General features: G+C 58.7%; 19 protein-coding genes. 15 read left to right on the top strand and 4 right to left on the bottom strand.

Going from position 1 to position 20,049, the window contains the following annotated elements; translation table 11 throughout:
- Positions 1-13: 13 nt before the first annotated feature.
- The 4 genes from pyrC (at position 14) to bfr (ending at position 2,804) form a co-directional block, all read left to right on the top strand.
- The gene (pyrC, locus tag QRN38_RS10555; protein ID WP_057418176.1) at positions 14-1,057 is read left to right on the top strand and encodes a dihydroorotase; all 1,044 of its coding nucleotides are present in this window, start codon (positions 14-16) and stop codon (positions 1,055-1,057) included.
- The gene (rnt, locus tag QRN38_RS10550) at positions 1,054-1,731 is read left to right on the top strand and encodes a ribonuclease T (RefSeq protein ID WP_005764850.1); all 678 of its coding nucleotides are present in this window, start codon (positions 1,054-1,056) and stop codon (positions 1,729-1,731) included. The genes pyrC and rnt overlap by 4 nt, the downstream gene beginning before the upstream one ends.
- 183 nt (positions 1,732-1,914) lie before the next feature.
- Complete coding sequence (locus QRN38_RS10545; RefSeq protein ID WP_004396478.1) at positions 1,915-2,133, top strand: bacterioferritin-associated ferredoxin; 219 nt, start codon at positions 1,915-1,917, stop codon at positions 2,131-2,133.
- 200 nt (positions 2,134-2,333) lie between these two features.
- Entirely contained in the window at positions 2,334-2,804 is a 471-nt protein-coding gene (gene bfr, locus QRN38_RS10540) for a bacterioferritin (protein ID WP_002554851.1), read from the top strand.
- Between the two features lie 87 nt (positions 2,805-2,891).
- On the opposite strand, the gene grxD is transcribed toward bfr, so the two are convergent.
- The 3 genes from grxD to plzR all read right to left on the bottom strand — a co-directional run bounded on the left by grxD (position 2,892) and on the right by plzR (position 5,853).
- On the bottom strand, positions 2,892-3,218 hold the full coding sequence (gene grxD / locus QRN38_RS10535) for a Grx4 family monothiol glutaredoxin (protein ID WP_004396490.1): 327 nt from the start codon (positions 3,216-3,218) through the stop codon (positions 2,892-2,894).
- A gap of 88 nt (positions 3,219-3,306) precedes the next feature.
- The gene (locus QRN38_RS10530) at positions 3,307-5,427 is read right to left on the bottom strand and encodes a molybdopterin oxidoreductase family protein (RefSeq protein WP_057418177.1); all 2,121 of its coding nucleotides are present in this window, start codon (positions 5,425-5,427) and stop codon (positions 3,307-3,309) included.
- A 132-nt stretch (positions 5,428-5,559) separates the two neighbouring features.
- On the bottom strand, positions 5,560-5,853 hold the full coding sequence (gene plzR, locus QRN38_RS10525; protein WP_007246626.1) for a PlzR type 4 pili assembly inhibitor: 294 nt from the start codon (positions 5,851-5,853) through the stop codon (positions 5,560-5,562).
- Positions 5,854-6,302: 449 nt separating this feature from the next.
- On the opposite strand from plzR, the gene argF reads away from it, so the two are divergent.
- Positions 6,303-7,223 carry an ornithine carbamoyltransferase gene (gene argF, locus QRN38_RS10520; RefSeq protein WP_011104892.1) on the top strand — a complete coding sequence of 307 codons (921 nt, stop codon included), beginning with the start codon at positions 6,303-6,305 and terminating at the stop codon, positions 7,221-7,223.
- Positions 7,220-8,290, top strand: coding sequence for an ABC transporter ATP-binding protein (locus QRN38_RS10515; RefSeq protein WP_044390643.1), 1,071 nt, complete (start codon positions 7,220-7,222; stop codon positions 8,288-8,290). Before argF ends, QRN38_RS10515 begins: the two co-directional genes overlap by 4 nt.
- 8 nt (positions 8,291-8,298) lie before the next feature.
- Here the strand turns inward: QRN38_RS10515 and ybaK are convergent, their stop codons facing one another.
- The gene (gene ybaK, locus QRN38_RS10510; protein ID WP_005764836.1) at positions 8,299-8,769 is read right to left on the bottom strand and encodes a Cys-tRNA(Pro) deacylase; all 471 of its coding nucleotides are present in this window, start codon (positions 8,767-8,769) and stop codon (positions 8,299-8,301) included.
- A 351-nt stretch (positions 8,770-9,120) separates the two neighbouring features.
- Between ybaK and QRN38_RS10505 the strand changes: the two genes are divergently transcribed.
- From QRN38_RS10505 to aauS, 9 genes are all read left to right on the top strand, one after another.
- Entirely contained in the window at positions 9,121-9,978 is an 858-nt protein-coding gene (locus QRN38_RS10505) for an MIP/aquaporin family protein (protein WP_004396504.1), read from the top strand.
- A 29-nt stretch (positions 9,979-10,007) separates the two neighbouring features.
- Positions 10,008-11,513 carry a glycerol kinase GlpK gene (gene glpK / locus QRN38_RS10500; protein WP_005764834.1) on the top strand — a complete coding sequence of 502 codons (1,506 nt, stop codon included), beginning with the start codon at positions 10,008-10,010 and terminating at the stop codon, positions 11,511-11,513.
- Between the two features lie 110 nt (positions 11,514-11,623).
- Positions 11,624-12,379 carry a DeoR/GlpR family transcriptional regulator gene (locus QRN38_RS10495; RefSeq protein ID WP_004396514.1) on the top strand — a complete coding sequence of 252 codons (756 nt, stop codon included), beginning with the start codon at positions 11,624-11,626 and terminating at the stop codon, positions 12,377-12,379.
- Between the two features lie 587 nt (positions 12,380-12,966).
- Positions 12,967-14,505, top strand: coding sequence for a glycerol-3-phosphate dehydrogenase (gene glpD / locus QRN38_RS10490; protein WP_057418179.1), 1,539 nt, complete (start codon positions 12,967-12,969; stop codon positions 14,503-14,505).
- Between the two features lie 354 nt (positions 14,506-14,859).
- On the top strand, positions 14,860-15,786 hold the full coding sequence (locus tag QRN38_RS10485) for a glutamate/aspartate ABC transporter substrate-binding protein (RefSeq protein WP_057418180.1): 927 nt from the start codon (positions 14,860-14,862) through the stop codon (positions 15,784-15,786).
- Between the two features lie 130 nt (positions 15,787-15,916).
- The gene (locus QRN38_RS10480; protein ID WP_004396522.1) at positions 15,917-16,663 is read left to right on the top strand and encodes an amino acid ABC transporter permease; all 747 of its coding nucleotides are present in this window, start codon (positions 15,917-15,919) and stop codon (positions 16,661-16,663) included.
- Entirely contained in the window at positions 16,660-17,328 is a 669-nt protein-coding gene (locus tag QRN38_RS10475; protein WP_174171202.1) for an amino acid ABC transporter permease, read from the top strand. The genes QRN38_RS10480 and QRN38_RS10475 overlap by 4 nt, the downstream gene beginning before the upstream one ends.
- Positions 17,325-18,059, top strand: a complete 735-nt coding sequence (locus tag QRN38_RS10470; RefSeq protein ID WP_005620053.1) for an amino acid ABC transporter ATP-binding protein — start codon at positions 17,325-17,327, stop codon at positions 18,057-18,059. The genes QRN38_RS10475 and QRN38_RS10470 overlap by 4 nt, the downstream gene beginning before the upstream one ends.
- Positions 18,060-18,117: 58 nt before the next feature.
- Complete coding sequence (aauS, locus tag QRN38_RS10465) at positions 18,118-20,049, top strand: two-component sensor histidine kinase AauS (RefSeq protein ID WP_057418181.1); 1,932 nt, start codon at positions 18,118-18,120, stop codon at positions 20,047-20,049.

The raw sequence follows: 20,049 nt of genomic DNA, 5'->3' as shown, positions 1-20,049 counted from the left end.
CCTGGAATCCCCAATGTCTGACCGCCTGACCCTCCTGCGTCCCGACGACTGGCACATTCACCTCCGTGACGGAGCTGTTTTGCCTCATACCGTTACCGACGTAGCGCGAACTTTTGGCCGCGCAATCATCATGCCCAACCTCGTGCCTCCGGTTCGCAACGCACAGCAAGCCGACGCCTATCGCCAGCGTATTCTGGCTGCACGCCCGGCCGGCAGCCGCTTCGAGCCGTTGATGGTGCTTTACCTCACTGACCAGACCACGCCCGAAGACATTCGTACGGCCAAGGCCAGCGGCTTTGTCCATGCGGCCAAGCTGTACCCGGCCGGTGCGACCACCAACTCGGATTCCGGTGTCACCAGCATCGACAAGATCTTCCCGGCCCTCGAGGCAATGGCCGAAGTCGGCATGCTGCTGCTGGTGCACGGGGAAGTGACACGCGGCGAGATCGACGTGTTCGATCGCGAAAAAGTGTTCATTGACGAGCACCTGCGCCGTGTCGTCGAACGCTTCCCGACCCTCAAAGTGGTGTTTGAACACATCACCACCGGCGATGCCGTGCAGTTCGTCAACGAAGCCTCGGCCAACGTCGCAGCGACCATCACGGCGCACCACCTGCTTTATAACCGCAACCACATGCTGGTCGGCGGGATTCGTCCGCACTTTTACTGCCTGCCGATTCTCAAGCGCAATACGCATCAGGTTGCCCTGCTTGACGCGGCCACCAGCGGCAGCGGCAAGTTCTTCCTGGGCACCGACTCGGCACCACATGCCCAGCATGCCAAGGAAAACGCCTGCGGTTGTGCCGGTTGCTACACCGCCTATGCGGCCATCGAGCTGTATGCAGAAGCTTTCGAGCAACGTAACGCACTGGACAAGCTGGAGGGCTTCGCCAGCCTTCACGGTCCGGCGTTCTACGGCCTGCCCGCCAATCAGGACACCATCACGCTGGTGCGTGACGAGTGGACCGCCCCTACCAGCCTGCCGTTTGGCGAGTTGACCGTTATTCCGCTGCGCGCGGGTGAAACACTGCGCTGGCGTCTGGAGGAACACGCGTGAGTGAAGATCATTTTGACGAAGAACACGAAGGCCACGGCGGTGGCGGCGGTTCCCGTCACCCGATGGCAGCACGCTTTCGCGGCTACCTGCCCGTGGTCGTCGATGTAGAAACAGGCGGTTTCAATTCCGCCACCGACGCCCTGCTGGAGATCGCTGCGGTGACCATCGGCATGGACGAACGAGGCTTCGTGTTCCCTGAACACACCTATTTCTTCCGCGTCGAGCCCTTCGTGGGCGCCAATATCGAAGCGGCCGCGCTGGAGTTCACCGGCATCAAGCTTGACCACCCGCTGCGCATGGCGGTCAGCGAAGAAACCGCGATGAACGATATCTTCCGTGGCGTGCGCAAGGCCCTCAAGGCCAACGGCTGCAAACGCGCCGTGCTGGTCGGCCACAACGCCAGCTTCGACCTGGGCTTCGTCAACGCCGCCGTCGCGCGAATGGACATGAAGCGCAACCCGTTTCACCCGTTCTCAAGCTTCGACACCGCTACCCTCGCAGGCCTGGCCTACGGTCAGACCGTGCTGGCCAAGGCCTGCCAGGCCGCCGGGATCGACTTCGACGGCCGCGAAGCCCACTCGGCCCGCTACGACACCGAAAAGACCGCCGAGCTGTTCTGCGGCATCGTCAACCGCTGGAAAGAGATGGGCGGCTGGGAAGACTTCGACGATTGAAGCCTGACAGGTCAGTGAACAGACCGGCCTTGTGCCGGTTTTTTCATGCCTGCTGCAAAGTGCCAAGGCCAGGCGACCACTCATCGCCGTAGCTGAATCGAACCCAAAACAGTTTTGACAAGCATTCTCATTAACATTAAGCTCCTCGGCACCAAGCAATAAACCAGCGACGGTCAATAGCTTATGTATGTTTGTCTTTGCCAAGGTGTAACAGACGGTCAAATCCGGGAAGCGATTCTCGAGGGCTGCTGCAGTTATCGTGAGGTCCGCGAAACGCTGGGCGTTGCGAGTAAATGTGGAAAGTGCGCCTGTCTGGCCAAGGAAGTGGTACGCGACACACTGACCGAACTGCAAAGCAGTCATGCGGCGCTGGCTTATTCAACAGAATTTTCAGCCGCTTAACCCCCCTCTTTTAAAGAGCCGGACACACAGTCCGGTTTTTTTATGCCTGTAATTCAAGCGCTTAGCGTCAAGATGCGGAACTCAAACATTCTTATTCCTATTTAAATTCACTTATTATTCAACAACTTAGGTTTGACAGGCGTTTGGCTGCGGCTCACACTCGGCGCTTATATACACAAGCCACCGGCAGGACCTCGAACATGAAAGGCGACATTACAGTCATCCAGCATCTCAACAAGATCCTCGGTAACGAGCTGGTCGCCATCAATCAGTATTTTCTGCATGCGCGCATGTACGAAGACTGGGGTCTGAAAAAGCTCGGCGGCCATGAGTACAAAGAGTCCATCCACGCGATGAAATACGCTGACAAGCTGATCAAGCGCACGCTGTTTCTTGAAGGGCTGCCAAACCTGCAGGACCTGGGCAAGATCCTGATCGGCGAGCACACCAAGGAAATGCTGGAGTGCGACCTGAAGATCGAGCAGAAAGGCCTGGCCGATCTTAAAGCCGCCATCGCCCACTTTGAGACGGTAGGTGACTTCGGCAGCCGTGAGCTGCTGGAAGATATCCTTGAGCCCAAGGAAGAGCAGATCGACTGGCTCGAAACCCAACTGGGTCTGATCGTCAAAGTGGGTATCGAGAACTACCTGCAGTCGCAGATGGGTGACTGATTCACCGATCGCGCCGCAATGAAAAAGCCCGCCTCAGTAGAGAGCGGGCTTTTTCTTGTCTGTAACGCCACGCTGGAGCGCAAGGCCTTACTCGGCTTTGGCGGCCGAAGCTTCCTTGACCAAGGTCTGCAGCGAGCCGTCAGCCATCATCTCGGTGATGATATCGCTGCCGCCGACCAGCTCACCGGCCACCCACAGTTGCGGGAAAGTCGGCCAGTTGGCGTACTTTGGCAAGTTGGCGCGGATTTCAGGGTTTTGCAGAATGTCGACGTAGGCAAACTTTTCGCCGCACGCCATCAAGGCCTGAGAAGCCTTGGCCGAAAAGCCGCATTGCGGAGCGTTCGGAGCGCCTTTCATGTAAAGCAGAATGGTGTTGCTGGCAATCTGCTCTTTGATTGTTTCGATGATATCCATGGAGCACCTCGGCTGAAATATCCGACTCAGTTGTCGGCACGGTGGCGCATTGTAACTAAATCCCGAGCATGACGCTCTGTCTTGAGCCTTAACACGATGCCACTTGCACCGGCACGCCGTTTAACGCCGCATTGCCGGACAGCTCATCGAGTTGCCGTTCGTCAGTCAGGTCATTGGCACTGACGCCGGGCTGGTTGCGGGCGATCTCCATTTTCACTCCCGAACGCGAATGGCCCCAGCCATGTGGCAGGCTGACCACACCCGGCATCATGTCCAGACTGCCCAACACCTCGACCTCAATCACACCCACCCGCGAACTGACCCTGACCTGCTGCCCGTCACTCAGGCCGCGGTGATTCAGGTCGTCGGGGTGCATCAACAACTGATGGCGCGGCTTGCCTTTCACCAGTCGGTGATAGTTGTGCATCCACGAGTTGTTGCTGCGCACGTGGCGACGGCCAATCAGCAACAATTGGCCTGCCTTTTCACCAAACCTCGGCCCTGCATCGGCTGCAAAGCGCACAAGGTCAGCCATGATCACCTCTGGCGCCGCCTGAATGCGCCCATTGGCGGTTTTCAGACGATCTGTGAGGTTTGGCTTCAAGGCGCCCAGATCCATGCCATGCGGATGGCTGGCGAGCGTTTCCAGTGACAGGTTGTGCGGCGATGCTGCGCCGTAACGGCCTGCGCGCAAAACGCGATCGATCATCTGCGCCGGCGGCACGGTCGGCTTGAGTTCGCGCTGGGCTTTGGCGGCAAAGGATGCGGCCAGGCCGACGAAGATTTCCCAGTCATGCAGTGCGCCTTCGGGCTTGTCGAAAATGGCCAGATTGAAGCGCGTGACGTTGCGCACCGCCAGGGTATTGAACGTGGTGTCGTAATGATCGTTTTCCAGCGCAGAGGTGGACGGCAGGATCAAGTCGGCATGGCGCGTGGTTTCGTTGATGTACAGATCGATGCTGAGCATGAACTCCAGGCCTTCGAGCGCCTGATCCAGCTGACGTCCGTTGGGCGTCGACAACACCGGATTGCCGGCCACGGTGACCAATGCGCGAACCTGCCCTTGCCCCTCAACGAGCATTTCCTCGGCCAGCGCTGACACCGGCAGCTCGCCGCCGTATTCCGGCAGGCCGGACACCCGGCTTTGCCACACATTGAAATGCCCGCCCGAGGTAGAGCTGACCAGATCAACCGCAGGCTCCGTGCACAGCGTGCCCCCCACGCGATCCAGATTGCCCGTCACCAGATTGATCAACTGCGCCAGCCAGTGGCACAACGTGCCGAAAGCCTGGGTGGACACGCCCATGCGCCCGTAACACACCGCCGTGTCAGCGCCGGCAAAATCCCGGGCCAATTGCCGAATCTGCACTGCAGCAATGCCGCAGCGCGGACTCATGGCTTCGGCACTGAAACCGGCAATGCTGTGTCGTACGTGATCAAGACCGTCGACAGGCAAATGACTTTCGCGGGTCAGGCCCTCTTCAAACAGGGTATTGAGCAACCCGAACAGCAGCGCCGCATCGCCACCGGGGCGCACGAACACATGCTGATCGGCGATGGCCGCCGTTTCGCTGCGACGCGGGTCGACCACCACCAGCTTGCCGCCGCGCTGCTGAATGGCTTTCAGACGCTTTTCGACGTCCGGCACGGTCATGATGCTGCCATTGGACGCCAACGGGTTGCCGCCCAGAATCAGCATGAAGTCTGTGTGATCGATGTCTGGAATCGGCAGCAGCATGCCGTGGCCGTACATCAGGAAACTGGTGAGGTGATGGGGCAACTGATCAACCGAGGTCGCCGAGAAACGATTACGCGTCTTGAGCAGGCCGAGAAAGTAATTGCTGTGGGTCATCAGCCCGTAATTGTGCACACTGGGATTGCCCTGATAAACCGCTACGGCGTTTTGCCCGTGTTGCTGTTGAATGGCGTAAAGCCGCTCGGCGACCAGGTCGAATGCGGCCTGCCATTCAATCGGCTGCCATTGATCACCTGTGCGCAGCATCGGTTGGCGCAGGCGGTCGGGGTCGTTCTGAATGTCTTGCAGCGCAACAGCCTTGGGGCAGATGTGACCACGGCTGAAGGTGTCCAGCGGGTCGCCTTTGATCGAAGTGATCTGCGGGGCAGCGCCCGGCTCGGTCACGGTCTCGATGGCAAGGCCGCAAATGGCCTCACACAGATGGCACGCGCGCAAGTGTTGAGTCCGGGTCATCGCAGCCTCAGGTCTTGTCATGGCAATCCGGTGGATTGCTGAGCAATGACTATGGTGCCTTGCGATAACCCGCGCCACTGACGTTCGTCTCGTGAATCGGGGCGTATCAGGCGGGCCGATGAGCGGGCCGGGTCAGCCGCCGATAGGCGTGACGATCTTGCGCTGCAACTGGATTTCAGTCACGGTTTCGACCTGTTCCTGAGCCATGTGAATACCGGTCAGGTCGCCGATCAGGCGCCAGTGCTCGTCAAGTCCCGAGCTGATGGTCGCCATGCGATCAATCATGCGTCGCCCGGCATTACGCGTGACCTCGTCTTCGCTGCGCAGCAGTTCGAACGACATCGAGGTCATTGAAGCGGTCAGATGGGTGAGCGTGCGAGCCGTCAGCCCGAGTAACTCCGTTAATTGATGCTCTTTTGAGTCCATTCCCCACCCCTCGATCAGTAGTGTATCGGCAACGTTTATAACTCACGGACGGCATTAAAGAAACGGTCCCTGTTTCACACCCGTGACGTGCGTCGCATAAGCAAGCCCACGTAAGCAGTGACTGTTACAGGATTGGTATTAATTGCCAAGCGATATTTGAGCAGTGTACAAATGCTGCCTTCGGAAAAAGCAGAGATGGCTATTGGCCTGTTTAGCGTAGTCAACTTTTCGCCCGTCAATAAAGAATCACATCGCCCTCTGCAAAGGGAGCGCGCGTGAAGCCGGCCTTTCCGAAACACGCATGCTATTGGTAAGACGCGACATTTTTTTATACTATCGCGCCTTTCTTATTCGTCGCCTCGTGCGGCTTCCGCCGCAGGTCTTGCCCGTTTTCCCGATAAAAACCGGCTTTGATAACCTGCGGTCTGTTGCAAAAAAGGTAGTTAATCATGAACGCCAGGCACTTTCTCTCGATGATGGATTACACCCCAGATGAACTCCTGGGCTTGATCCGTCGTGGCGTAGAGCTTAAAGACCTGCGAAATCGCGGCGTGCTTTTTGAACCGCTGAAGAATCGGGTGCTGGGGATGATTTTTGAGAAATCCTCGACACGTACCCGTCTTTCTTTTGAAGCAGGGATGATTCAACTGGGTGGGCAAGCCATTTTTCTGTCCCACCGTGACACCCAATTGGGTCGTGGCGAGCCCATTGCCGACAGCGCAAAGGTCATTTCGCGCATGCTCGATGCGGTGATGATCCGCACCTATGCGCACGACAATCTGACCGAATTTGCCGCCAACTCCCGCGTGCCGGTCATCAACGGTCTGTCGGATGACCTGCACCCGTGCCAGTTGCTGGCCGACATGCAGACGTTTCTGGAGCATCGCGGTTCGATCAAAGGCAAAACCGTGGCGTGGATTGGCGATGGCAACAACATGTGCAACAGCTATATAGAAGCGGCGATTCAGTTCGACTTCCAGTTGCGTGTCGCCTGCCCTGCCGGCTACGAGCCCAACCCTGAATTCCTCGCGCTGGCTGGCGAGCGGGTGACAGTGGTTCGCGACCCGAAAGCAGCAGTCGCTGGCGCCCACCTGGTGAGCACCGACGTCTGGACCTCCATGGGCCAGGAAGAGGAAACCGCTCGGCGCAAGGCGCTGTTCGCACCGTTTCAGGTAACGCGCGCACTGCTCGATCTGGCCGACAAGGACGTGTTGTTCATGCACTGCCTGCCGGCTCACCGAGGCGAAGAGATCAGCGTCGACCTGCTGGACGACGCGCGGTCGGTCGCCTGGGATCAGGCCGAAAATCGCCTGCACGCACAGAAAGCGCTGCTGGAATTTCTCGTCGCTCCGTGCTTTCAGCCCGCATGAGTCAATTGCTGCTGAACCTGCGTAACCTGGCCTGCGGCTACCAGAACCAACGTGTGGTGCAGGATCTGAACCTGCACCTCAACGCGGGTGATATCGGTTGCCTGCTGGGTTCGTCGGGCTGCGGCAAGACCACCACATTGCGTGCGATAGCCGGTTTCGAGCCGATACATGCGGGCGAGATCACCCTGGCGGGCGACGTCATTTCCCGTCCCGGCTGGACCCTGGCACCGGAAAAACGCCGCATCGGCATGGTGTTTCAGGACTACGCACTGTTCCCGCACCTGAGCGTTGCCGACAACATTGCATTCGGTATTCGCCAGCACCCGCGCCTGGATCAGGTGATCGGTGAATTGCTTGAGCTGGTCAACCTGGGTGCACTGGGTAAACGCTACCCTCACGAGCTGTCCGGCGGGCAGCAACAGCGTGTGGCGTTGGCCAGAGCGCTGGCACCCGAGCCACAGTTGCTGTTGCTCGACGAGCCGTTCTCCAATCTGGACGGCGAGCTGCGTCGGCGCTTGAGCCATGAAGTGCGCGACATTCTCAAAGCGCGTGGCACCAGCGCCATTCTGGTGACTCACGATCAGGAAGAAGCCTTCGCTGTCAGCGATCATGTCGGGGTATTCAAGGAAGGCCGTCTGGAGCAATGGGACACGCCTTACAACCTGTATCACGAACCGCAGACGCCGTTCGTTGCCAGCTTCATCGGCCAGGGTTATTTCATACGCGGGCAGATGATCGAGCCGGAATCGGTGCACACCGAACTTGGCGTGTTGCGCGGCAATCGCGCTTATCCGGGTGTGCGTGGCAGCGCCGTGGATGTGTTGCTGCGACCGGACGACATTGTCTACGCACCGGACAGCGATCTTAAAGCGCGGGTCATCGGCCGCACGTTCAAGGGTGCATCGACCCTGTATCGCTTGCAACTGCCCACGGGCAGCCAGCTTGAAGCCATTTTCCCCAGCCATGCCGACCACCGCCAGGGCGAGGAAGTCGGGATTCGGGTAGCGGCTGATCATCTGGTGCTGTTCGCCGCCCAGGGCAGTGTTGCTGCGTACGCGGCCGGCTGACGCCAGGTTTATTCGCGACCAATAGGAGCAAACCTGGCCTGCGTATGCTCGGCCAGCACCGCTGCCGTCAGCTCAACCTCAAGCCCCCTCCTCCCGGCACTGACATAAATGCTTTCAAAAAGCTGCGCCGTCTCGTCGATGAAGGTGCGCAGACGCTTCTTCTGACCCAGTGGGCTGATGCCCCCCAACAGGTATCCGGTAGAGCGCTGAGCTGCCGCAGGGTCCGCCATTTCGGTTTTTTTCGCCCCGGCAGCGTTCGCCAAGGCCTTTAGATCAAGCGTTCCGACGACCGGCACTACCGCAACCAGCAGCTCGCCCTTTTCGGTGCTGGCCAGCAGTGTCTTGAAAACCCGCGCGGCGTCCAGCCCCAGCTTTTCCGCAGCCTCCAACCCGTATGACGCCGCTTTCGGATCATGTTCGTAGCTATGAATGCGGTGTTCGGCGCGATTTTTCTTCAGCAAATCCAGTGCGGGTGTCATGCAGCGCTCCAAGGGGTTCGGGACGACCATCACTTTAAGCGAAGTAAAGTGAACATGCCTTGATTCACGCGACCTGCAACGCAGATGGCCTTTTTAAAACAGCCCGAATGTCCCGTCCTGAACCCTGCGTAAACGCCTATGCAGGCTCGCGCGGATTTCCTGACCGTTCGGTTCCGACCTTTGACAGAGGGGTTTCTTGTCTATATTTTTTCGTTTACGAATATTATCGAAAGCGCTTTTTCGGTATAACTCGCACCAGCGATCAGAAATGGGGTTTTTCTGATACGCATGAATAACGAGCACCCATGCCTGTCTCAGGGTGCCGAGACAAAAACAAAAAATGAGGTACCAATGACTATCGCACTAAAACAACCGACACTCACCGGGCAATGTGTGGCCGAGTTTCTTGGCACCGCCCTGATGATTTTTTTTGGCACAGGGTGCGTTGCAGCGCTCAAGGTCGCGGGGGCCACTTTCGGCTTGTGGGAAATCTGCATCATCTGGGGCATGGCCGTCAGCATGGGGATCTACCTCAGCGCGGGCATTTCCGGCGCCCACCTCAACCCGGCCGTCAGCATTGCGCTGAGCCTGTTTGCCGGTTTCGAAAAACGTAAACTGCCGTTTTACATCTCTGCACAGATCGCCGGCGCGTTCTGCGGAGCGGGCCTTGTGTACCTGTTGTACATCAGCCTCTTTTTCGACTTCGAACATGCGCATCACATCATCCGCGGCAGCGAGCAGAGCCTTGAACTCGCCTCGGTGTTCTCGACTTACCCTAACCCGGCCATTTCTGTGGGTCAGGCGTTTCTGGTCGAAGTGGTCATCACCACCATTCTGATGGGCGTGATCATGGCCTTGGGCGATGACAACAATGGCTTGCCGCGCGGTGCATTGGCACCTTTGCTGATCGGCCTGCTGGTTGCCGTTATCGGCAGCGCAATGGGCCCGCTGACCGGTTTTGCCATGAACCCGGCACGTGACTTTGGTCCAAAGCTGATGACGTTCTTCGCTGGCTGGGGTGAAATAGCCTTCACCGGTGGTCGCGACATTCCTTATTTTCTGGTTCCGATTTTTGCGCCCATTCTGGGTGCCTGCCTGGGTGCTGCCGGCTATCGCGCGCTGATTGCGCGTCATCTGCCGAGCACCGTTACTGTTGAAAACGAAAAAGAAGCTCCAGTGGTTCGCGGCAAAGTTCAGGCTTCATCTTGAATCCCACTTAACAACGCAAGGCAATCGACATGACTGACACACAGAACAAGAACTACATCATTGCTCTTGACCAGGGCACCACCAGCTCGCGCGCCATCATCTTCGACCGCGACGCCAATGTGGTGAGCACGGCCCAAAGCGAATTCGTGCAGCATTATCCGCAGGCAGGCTGGGTCGAGCATGACCCGATGGAAATCTTCGCCACGCAGACAGCGTGCATGACCAAAGCGCTGGCGCAGGCTGATCTGCACCACGATCAGATCGCCGCCATCGGTATCACCAACCAGCGTGAAACCACCGTCATCTGGGAACGCGACACCGGCCGCCCTATCTACAATGCGATCGTCTGGCAGTGCCGCCGCAGCACCGAAATCTGTCAGCAGCTCAAGCGTGACGGCCTTGAGGAGTACATCAAGGACACCACAGGCCTGGTGCTTGATCCGTACTTCTCCGGCTCCAAGGTCAAGTGGATTCTGGACCACGTCGAAGGCAGCCGCGAGCGCGCGCGTAAAGGCGAGCTGATGTTCGGCACCATCGATACCTGGCTGATCTGGAAATTCACTGGCGGCAAGGTTCACGTCACCGACTACACCAACGCCTCGCGGACCATGCTGTTCAACATCCACACGCTGGAATGGGATCAGCGCATGCTTGATGTGCTGGACATCCCGCGCGAGATCCTGCCTGAGGTCAAAAGCTCTTCCGAGGTCTACGGTCACAGCAAGAGCGGCATCCCGATTGCCGGTATTGCAGGCGACCAGCAGGCAGCGCTGTTCGGCCAGATGTGCGTCGAACCCGGCCAGGCCAAAAACACCTACGGCACCGGCTGCTTCCTGCTGATGAACACCGGCAAAAAAGCCGTGAAGTCTGCGCATGGCATGCTGACCACGATTGGCTGCGGCCCACGCGGCGAAGTGGCTTACGCACTCGAAGGCGCCGTGTTCAACGGCGGCTCGACCGTGCAGTGGCTGCGTGACGAACTGAAGCTGATCAACGACGCGCTGGACACCGAGTACTTCGCCGGCAAGGTCAAGGACAGCAACGGCGTGTACCTGGTGCCTGCCTTCACCGGTCTCGGCGCGCCCTACTGGGACCCGTATGCCCGCGGCGCACTGTTCGGCCTGACCCGTGGCGTGAAGGTTGATCACATCATCCGCGCGGCGCTGGAATCCATCGCCTATCAGACCCGTGACGTGCTCGACGCGATGCAGCAGGACTCGGGCGAGCGCCTCAAGTCGCTGCGCGTGGATGGCGGCGCGGTCGCCAACAACTTCCTGATGCAGTTCCAGGCAGACATTCTCGGCACTCATGTCGAGCGCCCGCAAATGCGTGAAACAACGGCACTGGGCGCAGCGTTCCTGGCAGGTCTGGCGATTGGTTTCTGGAGCAGCCTGGACGAGTTGCGCAACAAGGCTGTGATCGAGCGCGTGTTCGAGCCTGCTTGCGAAGAGGCGCATCGCGAGAAGCTGTACGCAGGCTGGCAAAAAGCCGTCGCGCGCACCCGTGACTGGGAACCGCACGAAAACGAAGAGTGATAAACGCTGTTGTGTGCTGTTGTGTAAGGGGGAGCAGGATTCCGGCTGACAGGTCACACTTTCCTGCGGCATGATGGGCGCCATTTGCAGAGGGCGCTCAAGGAAAAACAATGAACCTGCCTCCCCGCCAACAACAGATCCTCGAACTGGTCCGTGACCGTGGCTACGTCAGTATCGAGGAAATGGCGACCCTGTTCGTCGTGACCCCACAGACCATCCGCCGCGATATCAATCAGCTGGCGGAAATGAACCTGCTGCGTCGCTACCACGGTGGCGCGGCCTATGACTCCAGCATCGAAAACACCGCCTACGCAATGCGTGCGGATCAGATGCGTGACGAAAAACAACGGATCGCCGAGGCCATCGCCGCGCAGATCCCCGACAACGCCTCGCTGTTCATCAATATCGGTACCACCACCGAATCCATCGCGCGTGCCTTGCTCAACCACAACAATCTGAAAGTCATCACCAACAACCTGCATGTGGCGGCGATCCTCAGTGCCAAGGATGATTTCGAGGTCCTGATCGCAGGCGGCAATGTGCGCCGTGATGGCGGTGTCGTGGGTCAGGGCAGTATCGACTTCATCAGCCAGTTCAAGGTGGACTTCGCGCTGGTCGGCATCAGCGGCATCGATGAGGACGGTAGCCTGCTGGATTTTGATTACCAGGAAGTGCGGGTTTCCCAGTCGATCATTGCCAATGCACGCAAGGTGCTACTGGCGGCTGACTCCAGCAAGTTCGGGCGCAACGCGATGGTACGTCTGGGGCCGATCACCCTGATCGATTGCCTTGTCACCGACCAGCCGCCGGTGCCGGCACTGCAGCAATTGTTGATTCAGCACAAGATTCGTCTGGAAGTGGTCTGATCGTAGACATCGGATTGCGATGGGCTCACAAGAGGCGTCTGGAAGAACACCACGACGATCGTTCGACGCAGAGCGTCGCGAACTGCATTCCCATGCTGGAGCGTAGGGAACGATCATCTCAGCTACGACCCCTATCGTGCGACGCTCCGAGTCGAATGCCGTTCCAGACGCTCCGCGTCGTCTTTTGCAACGCGGAGCGTCACGAACTGCATTCCCAACCTGGAGCGCAGGGAACGATCAGCTACGACCCCTATCGTGCGACGCTCCGCGTCGAATGCCGTTCCGGACGCTCTGCGTCCTCTTTGCGACGCAGAGCGTCGCGAACTGCATTCCTACGCAAACGTGAGGAACGAGAGGTGTCTGGACTGGCGCTTACAGAACGAGAAGCGTCAGACAGCAAGATCATCCCCGCGCTACTTCCCGCCCTACAATGTTCATTTTTGTTGTTTTAATCACACAGTCATCAGTATTTTCAATCGATACGCGCTGGCAAGGGTCATTTTATTGAGCTATGATTTTCGGAAATGAACATTAATGTTCAGATTCGCCTTTCGAGCTAAGCTCAAGAATTGTCCAGGAGGCCACCAATGCCCCACACTACTGTGCCAACCCCGCCCCTCTCCGAGGTTTACGACATTGCCGTTATTGGCGGTGGCATCAATGGTGTCGGCATTGCGGCAGACGCCTCCGGTCGCGGCCTTTCGGTTTTCCTGTGCGAAAAAGACGACCTGGCCAGCCACACGTCCTCAGCCAGCAGCAAGCTGATCCACGGTGGCCTGCGCTATCTGGAGCATTACGAATTCCGCCTGGTGCGTGAAGCACTTGCAGAGCGTGAAGTGCTGCTTGCCAAGGCTCCGCATATTGTCAAGCCGATGCGCTTTGTCCTGCCGCACCGTCCGCACCTGCGTCCAGCCTGGATGATTCGTGCCGGGATGTTTTTGTACGACAACCTCGGCAAGCGCGAAAAGCTGCCCGCCTCGCGAACCATTCGTTTTGGTGACGACAGCCCGCTCAATTCGAGCATCACCCGCGGCTTCGAATACTCCGATTGCTGGGTTGACGATGCCCGTCTGGTGGTACTCAACGCGATGGCCGCCCGTGAAAACGGTGCGCACATCCATACGCAAACCCGCTGTGTCAGCGCCCGCCGTATCAAAGGCATGTGGCACCTGCACCTGGAACGCAGCGACGGCAGCCTGTTTTCGATCCATGCCAAGGCACTGGTCAATGCGGCAGGACCGTGGGTGGCCAAGTTCATTCGTGAAGACCTCAAGCTCGATTCGGCTTACGGCATTCGCTTGATCCAGGGCAGCCACCTGATCGTGCCGAAGCTGTACGAAGGTGAACACGCGTTCATTCTGCAGAATGAGGACAAGCGTATCGTGTTCACCATCCCGTACCTGGAGCACTTCACGATCGTCGGCACCACCGACCGCGAATATCAGGGCGACCCGAACAAGGTCGACATCACCGAAGGCGAAATGGATTACGTGCTGAAGGTGGCCAACGACCACTTCAAGAAGCAGCTGAACCGTACAGACGTGCTCCATACCTTCTCCGGCGTACGTCCGCTGTGTAACGACGAGTCTGATAATCCATCGGCCATCACTCGCGACTACACGCTGTCGTTGTCGGGCAGTGGCGATGAGGCGCCGATCCTGTCGGTTTTCGGTGGCAAGCTCACCACTTACCGTAAGCTGGCCGAGTCGGCGATGGCGCAACTCGCGCCGTTCTTCAAGCAGATGAAACCGAGCTGGACGGCCAAGGCTGCCTTGCCTGGCGGCGAAGACATGACCTCGCCGCAAGCCCTGGCAGCAGAAATGACCCGTCGCTACAGCTGGCTGCCTGCACCTATCGCCAAACGCTGGTCGATCACCTATGGCAGCCGTAGCTGGCGCTTGCTGGAAGGCGCGCACGGCCTGGAAGACCTCGGTCAGCATTTGGGTGCCGGGCTGTACACCCGCGAGGTTGATTACCTGTGCGATCAGGAATGGGCCACGGACATCAAAGACATCCTCTGGCGCCGCACCAAGCTTGGCCTGTTTACCACGCCTGAAGAACAGGCTGCGGTCAGCAGCTATATGGACATCGTCGCACGCAACAAGGCCACTATCGAAGCGGCCTGATGCTCACGCTATTCACCTGTTCGCCCCTCACCGGGTGAACAGGTCTGCGCTTCAATCCCCCGCACTTCCCTCTCCTGAATATTCGACTGCATTCGGCTTTCCGAACGCGTCTCCCTGCGCGATTCGGTTTCCCGGACGCACCCGCACACCACACACACATTTAATCCCGATAAAAACCATAAAATTCAACACGTTAAAGCCTAAATAACGTTTGGCACGACTCATGCTCTACATTCAGGAACCGACCGCTTCGGCAAAGGCGTGTGTCTATCAGGACGCCGTTGAAGCATTCGTAAGAAAGCGGCCGCCTCTCATTGCGGCTCTATCAATAAAAATGAAATCGAGGACTCATCGATGCGTATCGTTCCCCATCTGCTTGGCGCAGCCATTGCTGCCGCTCTGATCAGCACTCCGGTTTTCGCCGCCGAACTCACCGGCACCCTGAAGAAGATCAAAGAATCCGGCACTATCACCCTCGGCCACCGTGACGCCTCCATCCCGTTTTCCTACATCGCGGATGCCTCTGGCATACCGATGGGCTACTCCCATGACATCCAGCTGAAAATCGTCGAAGCCATCAAGAAAGAACTCGACATGCCTGACCTCAAGGTCAAGTACAACCTGGTGACGTCCCAGACCCGAATCCCGCTGGTGCAGAACGGCACTGTTGACGTGGAATGTGGTTCGACCACCAACAACGTCGAGCGTCAGCAGCAGGTCGATTTCTCCATCGGCATCTTCGAAGTCGGCACACGCCTGCTGTCCAAGAAAGACTCCAGCTACAAGGACTTCGATGACCTGAAAGGCAAGAACGTCGTGACCACGGCCGGCACCACGTCCGAGCGCATCCTCAAGACGATGAACGCCGACAAGCAGATGGGCATGAACGTGATCTCCGCCAAGGACCACGGTGAGTCGTTCCAGATGCTTGAATCCGGCCGTGCAGTCGCGTTCATGATGGACGACGCACTCCTGGCAGGCGAAATGGCCAAAGCCAAGAAGCCGGATGACTGGGCTGTGACCGGCACTGCGCAATCCTACGAAATCTATGGCTGCATGGTTCGCAAGGGCGACGCCCCGTTCAAGAAGGCCGTGGATGACGCCATTGTCGCCACCTACAAGTCCGGCGACATCAATGCCATCTACAGCAAGTGGTTCATGTCGCCAGTCCCGCCTAAAGGGCTGAATCTGAATTTCCCGATGAGCGCCGAACTCAAGAAGCTGATCGCTAACCCCTCCGACAAAGCTGCTGACGACAAAGCTGAAGACAAGAAAGCCTGAGTAAGCGGTTCAACCACCCTGAACTGATTGCATCCCGAACGAGCCCGCCTCGTTCGGGATCGGCCCATCGCTTTCGATTTTCGACAGTGCGTGCATTTCGATAGAAATAGAACAATAGGGGGAGACCCTGATGAATTACAACTGGGACTGGGGCGTGTTCTTCAAGTCCACCGGCGTCGGCAGCGAGACCTATCTGGACTGGTTCATATCCGGTCTGGGCTGGACCATTGCCATTGCTGTCGTTGCCTGGATCATAGCGCTGATACTGGGCTCGGTACTGGGCGTCATGCGCACCGTGCCAAGCCGTCTGGTATCAGGTATTGCCACGGCCTACGTAGAAATCTTCCGTAACGTGCCACTGCTGGTGCAGCTGTTCATCTGGTACTTTCTGGTGCCTGATCTGCTGCCTGCAGACCTACAGGAGTGGTACAAGCAGGACCTCAACCCGACCACCTCGGCGTTTCTGAGCGTTGTCGTGTGTCTGGGTCTGTTCACTGCTGCACGGGTCTGCGAACAAGTCCGCACCGGCATCGAGGCGTTGCCCAAGGGCCAGGAATCAGCCGCACGCGCCATGGGCTTCAAGCTGCCACAGATCTACTGGAACGTGCTGTTGCCGCAAGCCTACCGGATCATCATTCCGCCGCTCACCTCCGAATTCCTGAACGTGTTCAAGAACTCCTCGGTAGCGTCGCTGATCGGCCTGATGGAGCTGCTCGCACAGACCAAACAGACCGCCGAGTTTTCCGCCAACCTGTTTGAAGCTTTCACCCTGGCGACCCTCATCTACTTCACGCTGAACATGAGCCTGATGCTGCTGATGCGCATGATCGAGAAGAAAGTTGCCGTGCCCGGCCTGATCTCTCTGGGAGGCAAATAATGGACTTTACTGGAATCGTGCCAGCCATTCCCGGCCTGTGGAACGGCATGGTCATGACCCTCAAGCTGATGAGCCTGGGCATAGTCGGCGGCCTGGTGCTCGGCACCGTGCTGGCGCTGATGCGCCTGTCATCGAACAAGCTGTTGGCCAATGTGGCTGGCGCGTACGTGAACTACTTTCGCTCGATCCCGCTGCTGCTGGTGATCACCTGGTTCTATCTGGCAGTGCCGTTCGTGCTGCGCTGGATTACCGGTGAAGACACGCCCATCGGTGCGTTCGCGTCCTGCGTCGTGGCGTTCATGATGTTCGAGGCGGCGTACTTCTGCGAAATCGTCCGTGCCGGCGTGCAATCGATATCCAAGGGTCAAATGGGCGCGGCGCAGGCACTGGGCATGAATTACTCGCAGATGATGCGCCTGATCATCCTGCCCCAGGCGTTTCGCAAGATGACGCCGCTGTTGCTGCAACAAAGCATCATTCTGTTTCAGGACACCTCTCTGGTGTACACCGTGGGCCTTGTGGACTTCCTCAACGCATCGCGTTCGAGCGGCGACATCATCGGTCGCGCCAACGAGTTCCTGATCATTGCCGGTCTGGTGTATTTCACGATCAGCTTTGCCGCCTCGCTGCTGGTGAAGCGTCTGCAAAAAAGGTTTGCCGTATGATTTCCATCAAGAACGTCAACAAGTGGTACGGGGACTTCCAGGTACTGACCGATTGCAGCACCGAGGTCAGCAAGGGTGAAGTGGTGGTTGTATGCGGGCCGTCCGGCTCCGGCAAATCGACCCTGATCAAATGCGTCAATGCGCTGGAACCGTTCCAGAAAGGCGACATCGTCGTCGATGGCACATCGATCTCCGAGCCAAAAACCAATCTGCCGAAACTGCGCTCGCGGGTCGGCATGGTGTTTCAGCATTTCGAACTGTTTCCGCACTTGAGCATCGTCGAAAACCTGACCATCGCGCAGATCAAGGTCCTGGGCCGCAGCAAGGCCGAAGCCACCGAAAAAGGCCTCAAGCTGCTCGACCGCGTCGGTCTGTCCGAGCATGCTCACAAGCATCCGGGTCAGCTTTCCGGTGGTCAGCAACAGCGCGTTGCCATTGCCCGCGCGCTGGCAATGGACCCGGTGGTCATGCTGTTCGACGAACCGACCTCCGCGCTGGACCCGGAAATGGTCAATGAAGTGCTCGACGTGATGGTGCAACTGGCTCACGAAGGCATGACCATGATGTGCGTGACCCACGAGATGGGTTTCGCTCGCAAGGTCGCCAACCGGGTAATCTTCATGGACAAGGGGCAGATCGTCGAAGATTGCGCGAAAGAAGAGTTTTTCGGTGACGTCAGTGCACGCTCCGAACGCGCTCAGCAGTTCCTCGCCAAGATTCTCCAGCACTAAGCAAGCCCTCACAGCTGCCTGCCCCTCTCAGGCAGCTGTTCGGTCCAGGACGACTGTGATGAAATGCGACCCCACTCTTTATCGCGCCGCGCCGCCATCACTCGCCGTGAAACCCCGTCTGATTCGCCAGCTGTTTCTGCCACCGTTGATCCTCATGCTGATGATCGGGCTGGGCTATGTCGCCTATCTGGTCAGCGAGCACAATGGCATCAAGACACTGCGCGAAAGCGGCGAACGCCAGCTTGAGCTGCACGCCCGAACGGTCGAGAGCGAAATCAGCAAGTACACTTACCTGCCTAGCGTGCTGGAGCTTGAATCCAGCGTGTCGCAATTGCTGAATGCCCCAAGCCCGGAGGCTCAGCAGCAAGTCAACCTTTACCTCGAAGGGATGAACCGGCGCAGCCGCAGCCGTGCCATCTACGTGCTGGACACTACCGGTCGCGTGCTGGCGACCAGCAACTGGCGCGACGCCGACAGTTATCAGGGTGAAGACCTGTCGTTCCGCGCCTATTTCAAGGATGCGGTGCGCGGTCTGCCGGGGCGCTTTTACGGGATCGGCACCACCACCGGCGAGTCGGGCTACTACTTGGCTCACGGGCTGGAGGAAAAAGGCCGAATCATTGGTGTTGCGGTCATCAAGGTACGCCTTGAAGCACTGGAAGAGCGCTGGCAGCGGGCGCGCCTGGAAGCCTTTGTCAGCGACGAGAACGGTATCATCATTCTCTCCAGTGACCCGGCACGACGCCTGAAGTCGGTGCGCCCGCTCACGCCGGACGTCAAGGAGCGACTGGCGCGCAGCCTGCAATACTACTGGTGGCCACTCAATGAGCTGGTGCCGCTTGAACGGGAAGTCCTGTCAGAAGGTGTCGAGAAACTTGTTTTCCCGGCCAATGTCAGTGTCGATCGGGAGCACAAGCAGGTCAGTTATCTGGCCCAGACCCGCGCGTTGAGCGACACCTCCTGGCACCTGACACTGCTGACCCCGCTTGAGGACCTGCGCCGCGAGGCTGCAAACCAGGGCATGCTGGTGGCGGTGGCCTGCGCACTGGTGACCTTTCTGCTGATCGCCTGGAATGAACGGCGCAAAGTCATCTCGACCCGGCTGGCCGCCAGAGAAGCGCTGCAGGCTGCCAATGATGAGCTGGAACGCAAGATTACCGAGCGCACCGAACACCTGCGCGCCAGCAACGAACGCCTCAAGGCGCAGATTCGCGAGCGAAGGCTGGCGGAAGAAACCCTGCGCACCGCTCAGGACGAGCTGGTACAGGCCGGTAAACTGGCCGCCATCGGGCAGATGTCGACCAGCATTGCTCATGAACTGAATCAGCCACTGGCGGCACTGCGCACCCTGTCCGGCAACACCGTAAGGTTTCTGGAGCGTGGCGCGCTGGACACCGCTAGTGCCAACCTGCGCACCATCAATGATCTGGTTGACCGCATGGGCCGCATCACCGCCAGCCTGCGCGCGTTTGCCCGGCGCGGCGATGATCAGGGCCAGGCGCAATTGAGCAAGGCAGTGGACGCCGCGTTGCAATTGCTCGGTGTGCGCCTCGAGCAGTCCGGCCTGACGCTGCACCGCGATTTTGTCGAGGCCACCCTGACCATTGATCAGACCCGCCTTGAGCAGATTCTGGTCAACCTGATCGGCAATGCACTGGACGCCATGTTCACCCAACCGCAGCCGGAGCTGTGGCTTGAAGGGTCAGTTGTCGACGGTCGCTACCGCTTGCAGGTACGCGACAACGGTCACGGCGTCGATGCCCAAGCACGCAAGCACCTGTTCGAGCCGTTCTTCACGACCAAACCGGGCGAGCAAGGCCTGGGACTGGGCCTGACCCTGTCAGCGAGCCTTGCCGCCGCAGCCGGGGGCAACCTGAGCGCGGAGCATCCGGGCGACGGCGGCACTACCTTTGTCCTGAGCCTGCCGTTTATTGCGCATGCCCCGACCGATCCTCGCTCGGGCCCCCCTCGCCCGGGCGGGCCGACATGA

The organism is Pseudomonas sp. CFBP2511, assembly GCF_030209255.1.
GTDB classification, from domain to species: domain Bacteria; phylum Pseudomonadota; class Gammaproteobacteria; order Pseudomonadales; family Pseudomonadaceae; genus Aquipseudomonas; species Aquipseudomonas avellanae.
Note: the sequence above shows the minus strand (reverse complement) of the source record. Positions and strands in the feature narration are given on the sequence as shown.

What these genes read in the sequence shown, in the direction of transcription:
- pyrC (WP_057418176.1), top strand. Translation starts at nt 14, where the DNA reads ATGTCTGACCGCCTGACCCTCCTGCGTCCCGACGACTGGCACATTCAC.
- QRN38_RS10545 (WP_004396478.1), top strand. Translation starts at nt 1,915, where the DNA reads ATGTATGTTTGTCTTTGCCAAGGTGTAACAGACGGTCAAATCCGGGAA.
- bfr (WP_002554851.1), top strand. Translation starts at nt 2,334, where the DNA reads ATGAAAGGCGACATTACAGTCATCCAGCATCTCAACAAGATCCTCGGT.
- grxD (WP_004396490.1), bottom strand. Translation starts at nt 3,218, where the DNA reads ATGGATATCATCGAAACAATCAAAGAGCAGATTGCCAGCAACACCATT.
- QRN38_RS10530 (WP_057418177.1), bottom strand. Translation starts at nt 5,427, where the DNA reads ATGACCCGGACTCAACACTTGCGCGCGTGCCATCTGTGTGAGGCCATT.
- plzR (WP_007246626.1), bottom strand. Translation starts at nt 5,853, where the DNA reads ATGGACTCAAAAGAGCATCAATTAACGGAGTTACTCGGGCTGACGGCT.
- argF (WP_011104892.1), top strand. Translation starts at nt 6,303, where the DNA reads ATGAACGCCAGGCACTTTCTCTCGATGATGGATTACACCCCAGATGAA.
- QRN38_RS10515 (WP_044390643.1), top strand. Translation starts at nt 7,220, where the DNA reads ATGAGTCAATTGCTGCTGAACCTGCGTAACCTGGCCTGCGGCTACCAG.
- ybaK (WP_005764836.1), bottom strand. Translation starts at nt 8,769, where the DNA reads ATGACACCCGCACTGGATTTGCTGAAGAAAAATCGCGCCGAACACCGC.
- QRN38_RS10505 (WP_004396504.1), top strand. Translation starts at nt 9,121, where the DNA reads ATGACTATCGCACTAAAACAACCGACACTCACCGGGCAATGTGTGGCC.
- glpK (WP_005764834.1), top strand. Translation starts at nt 10,008, where the DNA reads ATGACTGACACACAGAACAAGAACTACATCATTGCTCTTGACCAGGGC.
- QRN38_RS10495 (WP_004396514.1), top strand. Translation starts at nt 11,624, where the DNA reads ATGAACCTGCCTCCCCGCCAACAACAGATCCTCGAACTGGTCCGTGAC.
- glpD (WP_057418179.1), top strand. Translation starts at nt 12,967, where the DNA reads ATGCCCCACACTACTGTGCCAACCCCGCCCCTCTCCGAGGTTTACGAC.
- QRN38_RS10485 (WP_057418180.1), top strand. Translation starts at nt 14,860, where the DNA reads ATGCGTATCGTTCCCCATCTGCTTGGCGCAGCCATTGCTGCCGCTCTG.
- QRN38_RS10480 (WP_004396522.1), top strand. Translation starts at nt 15,917, where the DNA reads ATGAATTACAACTGGGACTGGGGCGTGTTCTTCAAGTCCACCGGCGTC.
- QRN38_RS10470 (WP_005620053.1), top strand. Translation starts at nt 17,325, where the DNA reads ATGATTTCCATCAAGAACGTCAACAAGTGGTACGGGGACTTCCAGGTA.
- aauS (WP_057418181.1), top strand. Translation starts at nt 18,118, where the DNA reads ATGAAATGCGACCCCACTCTTTATCGCGCCGCGCCGCCATCACTCGCC.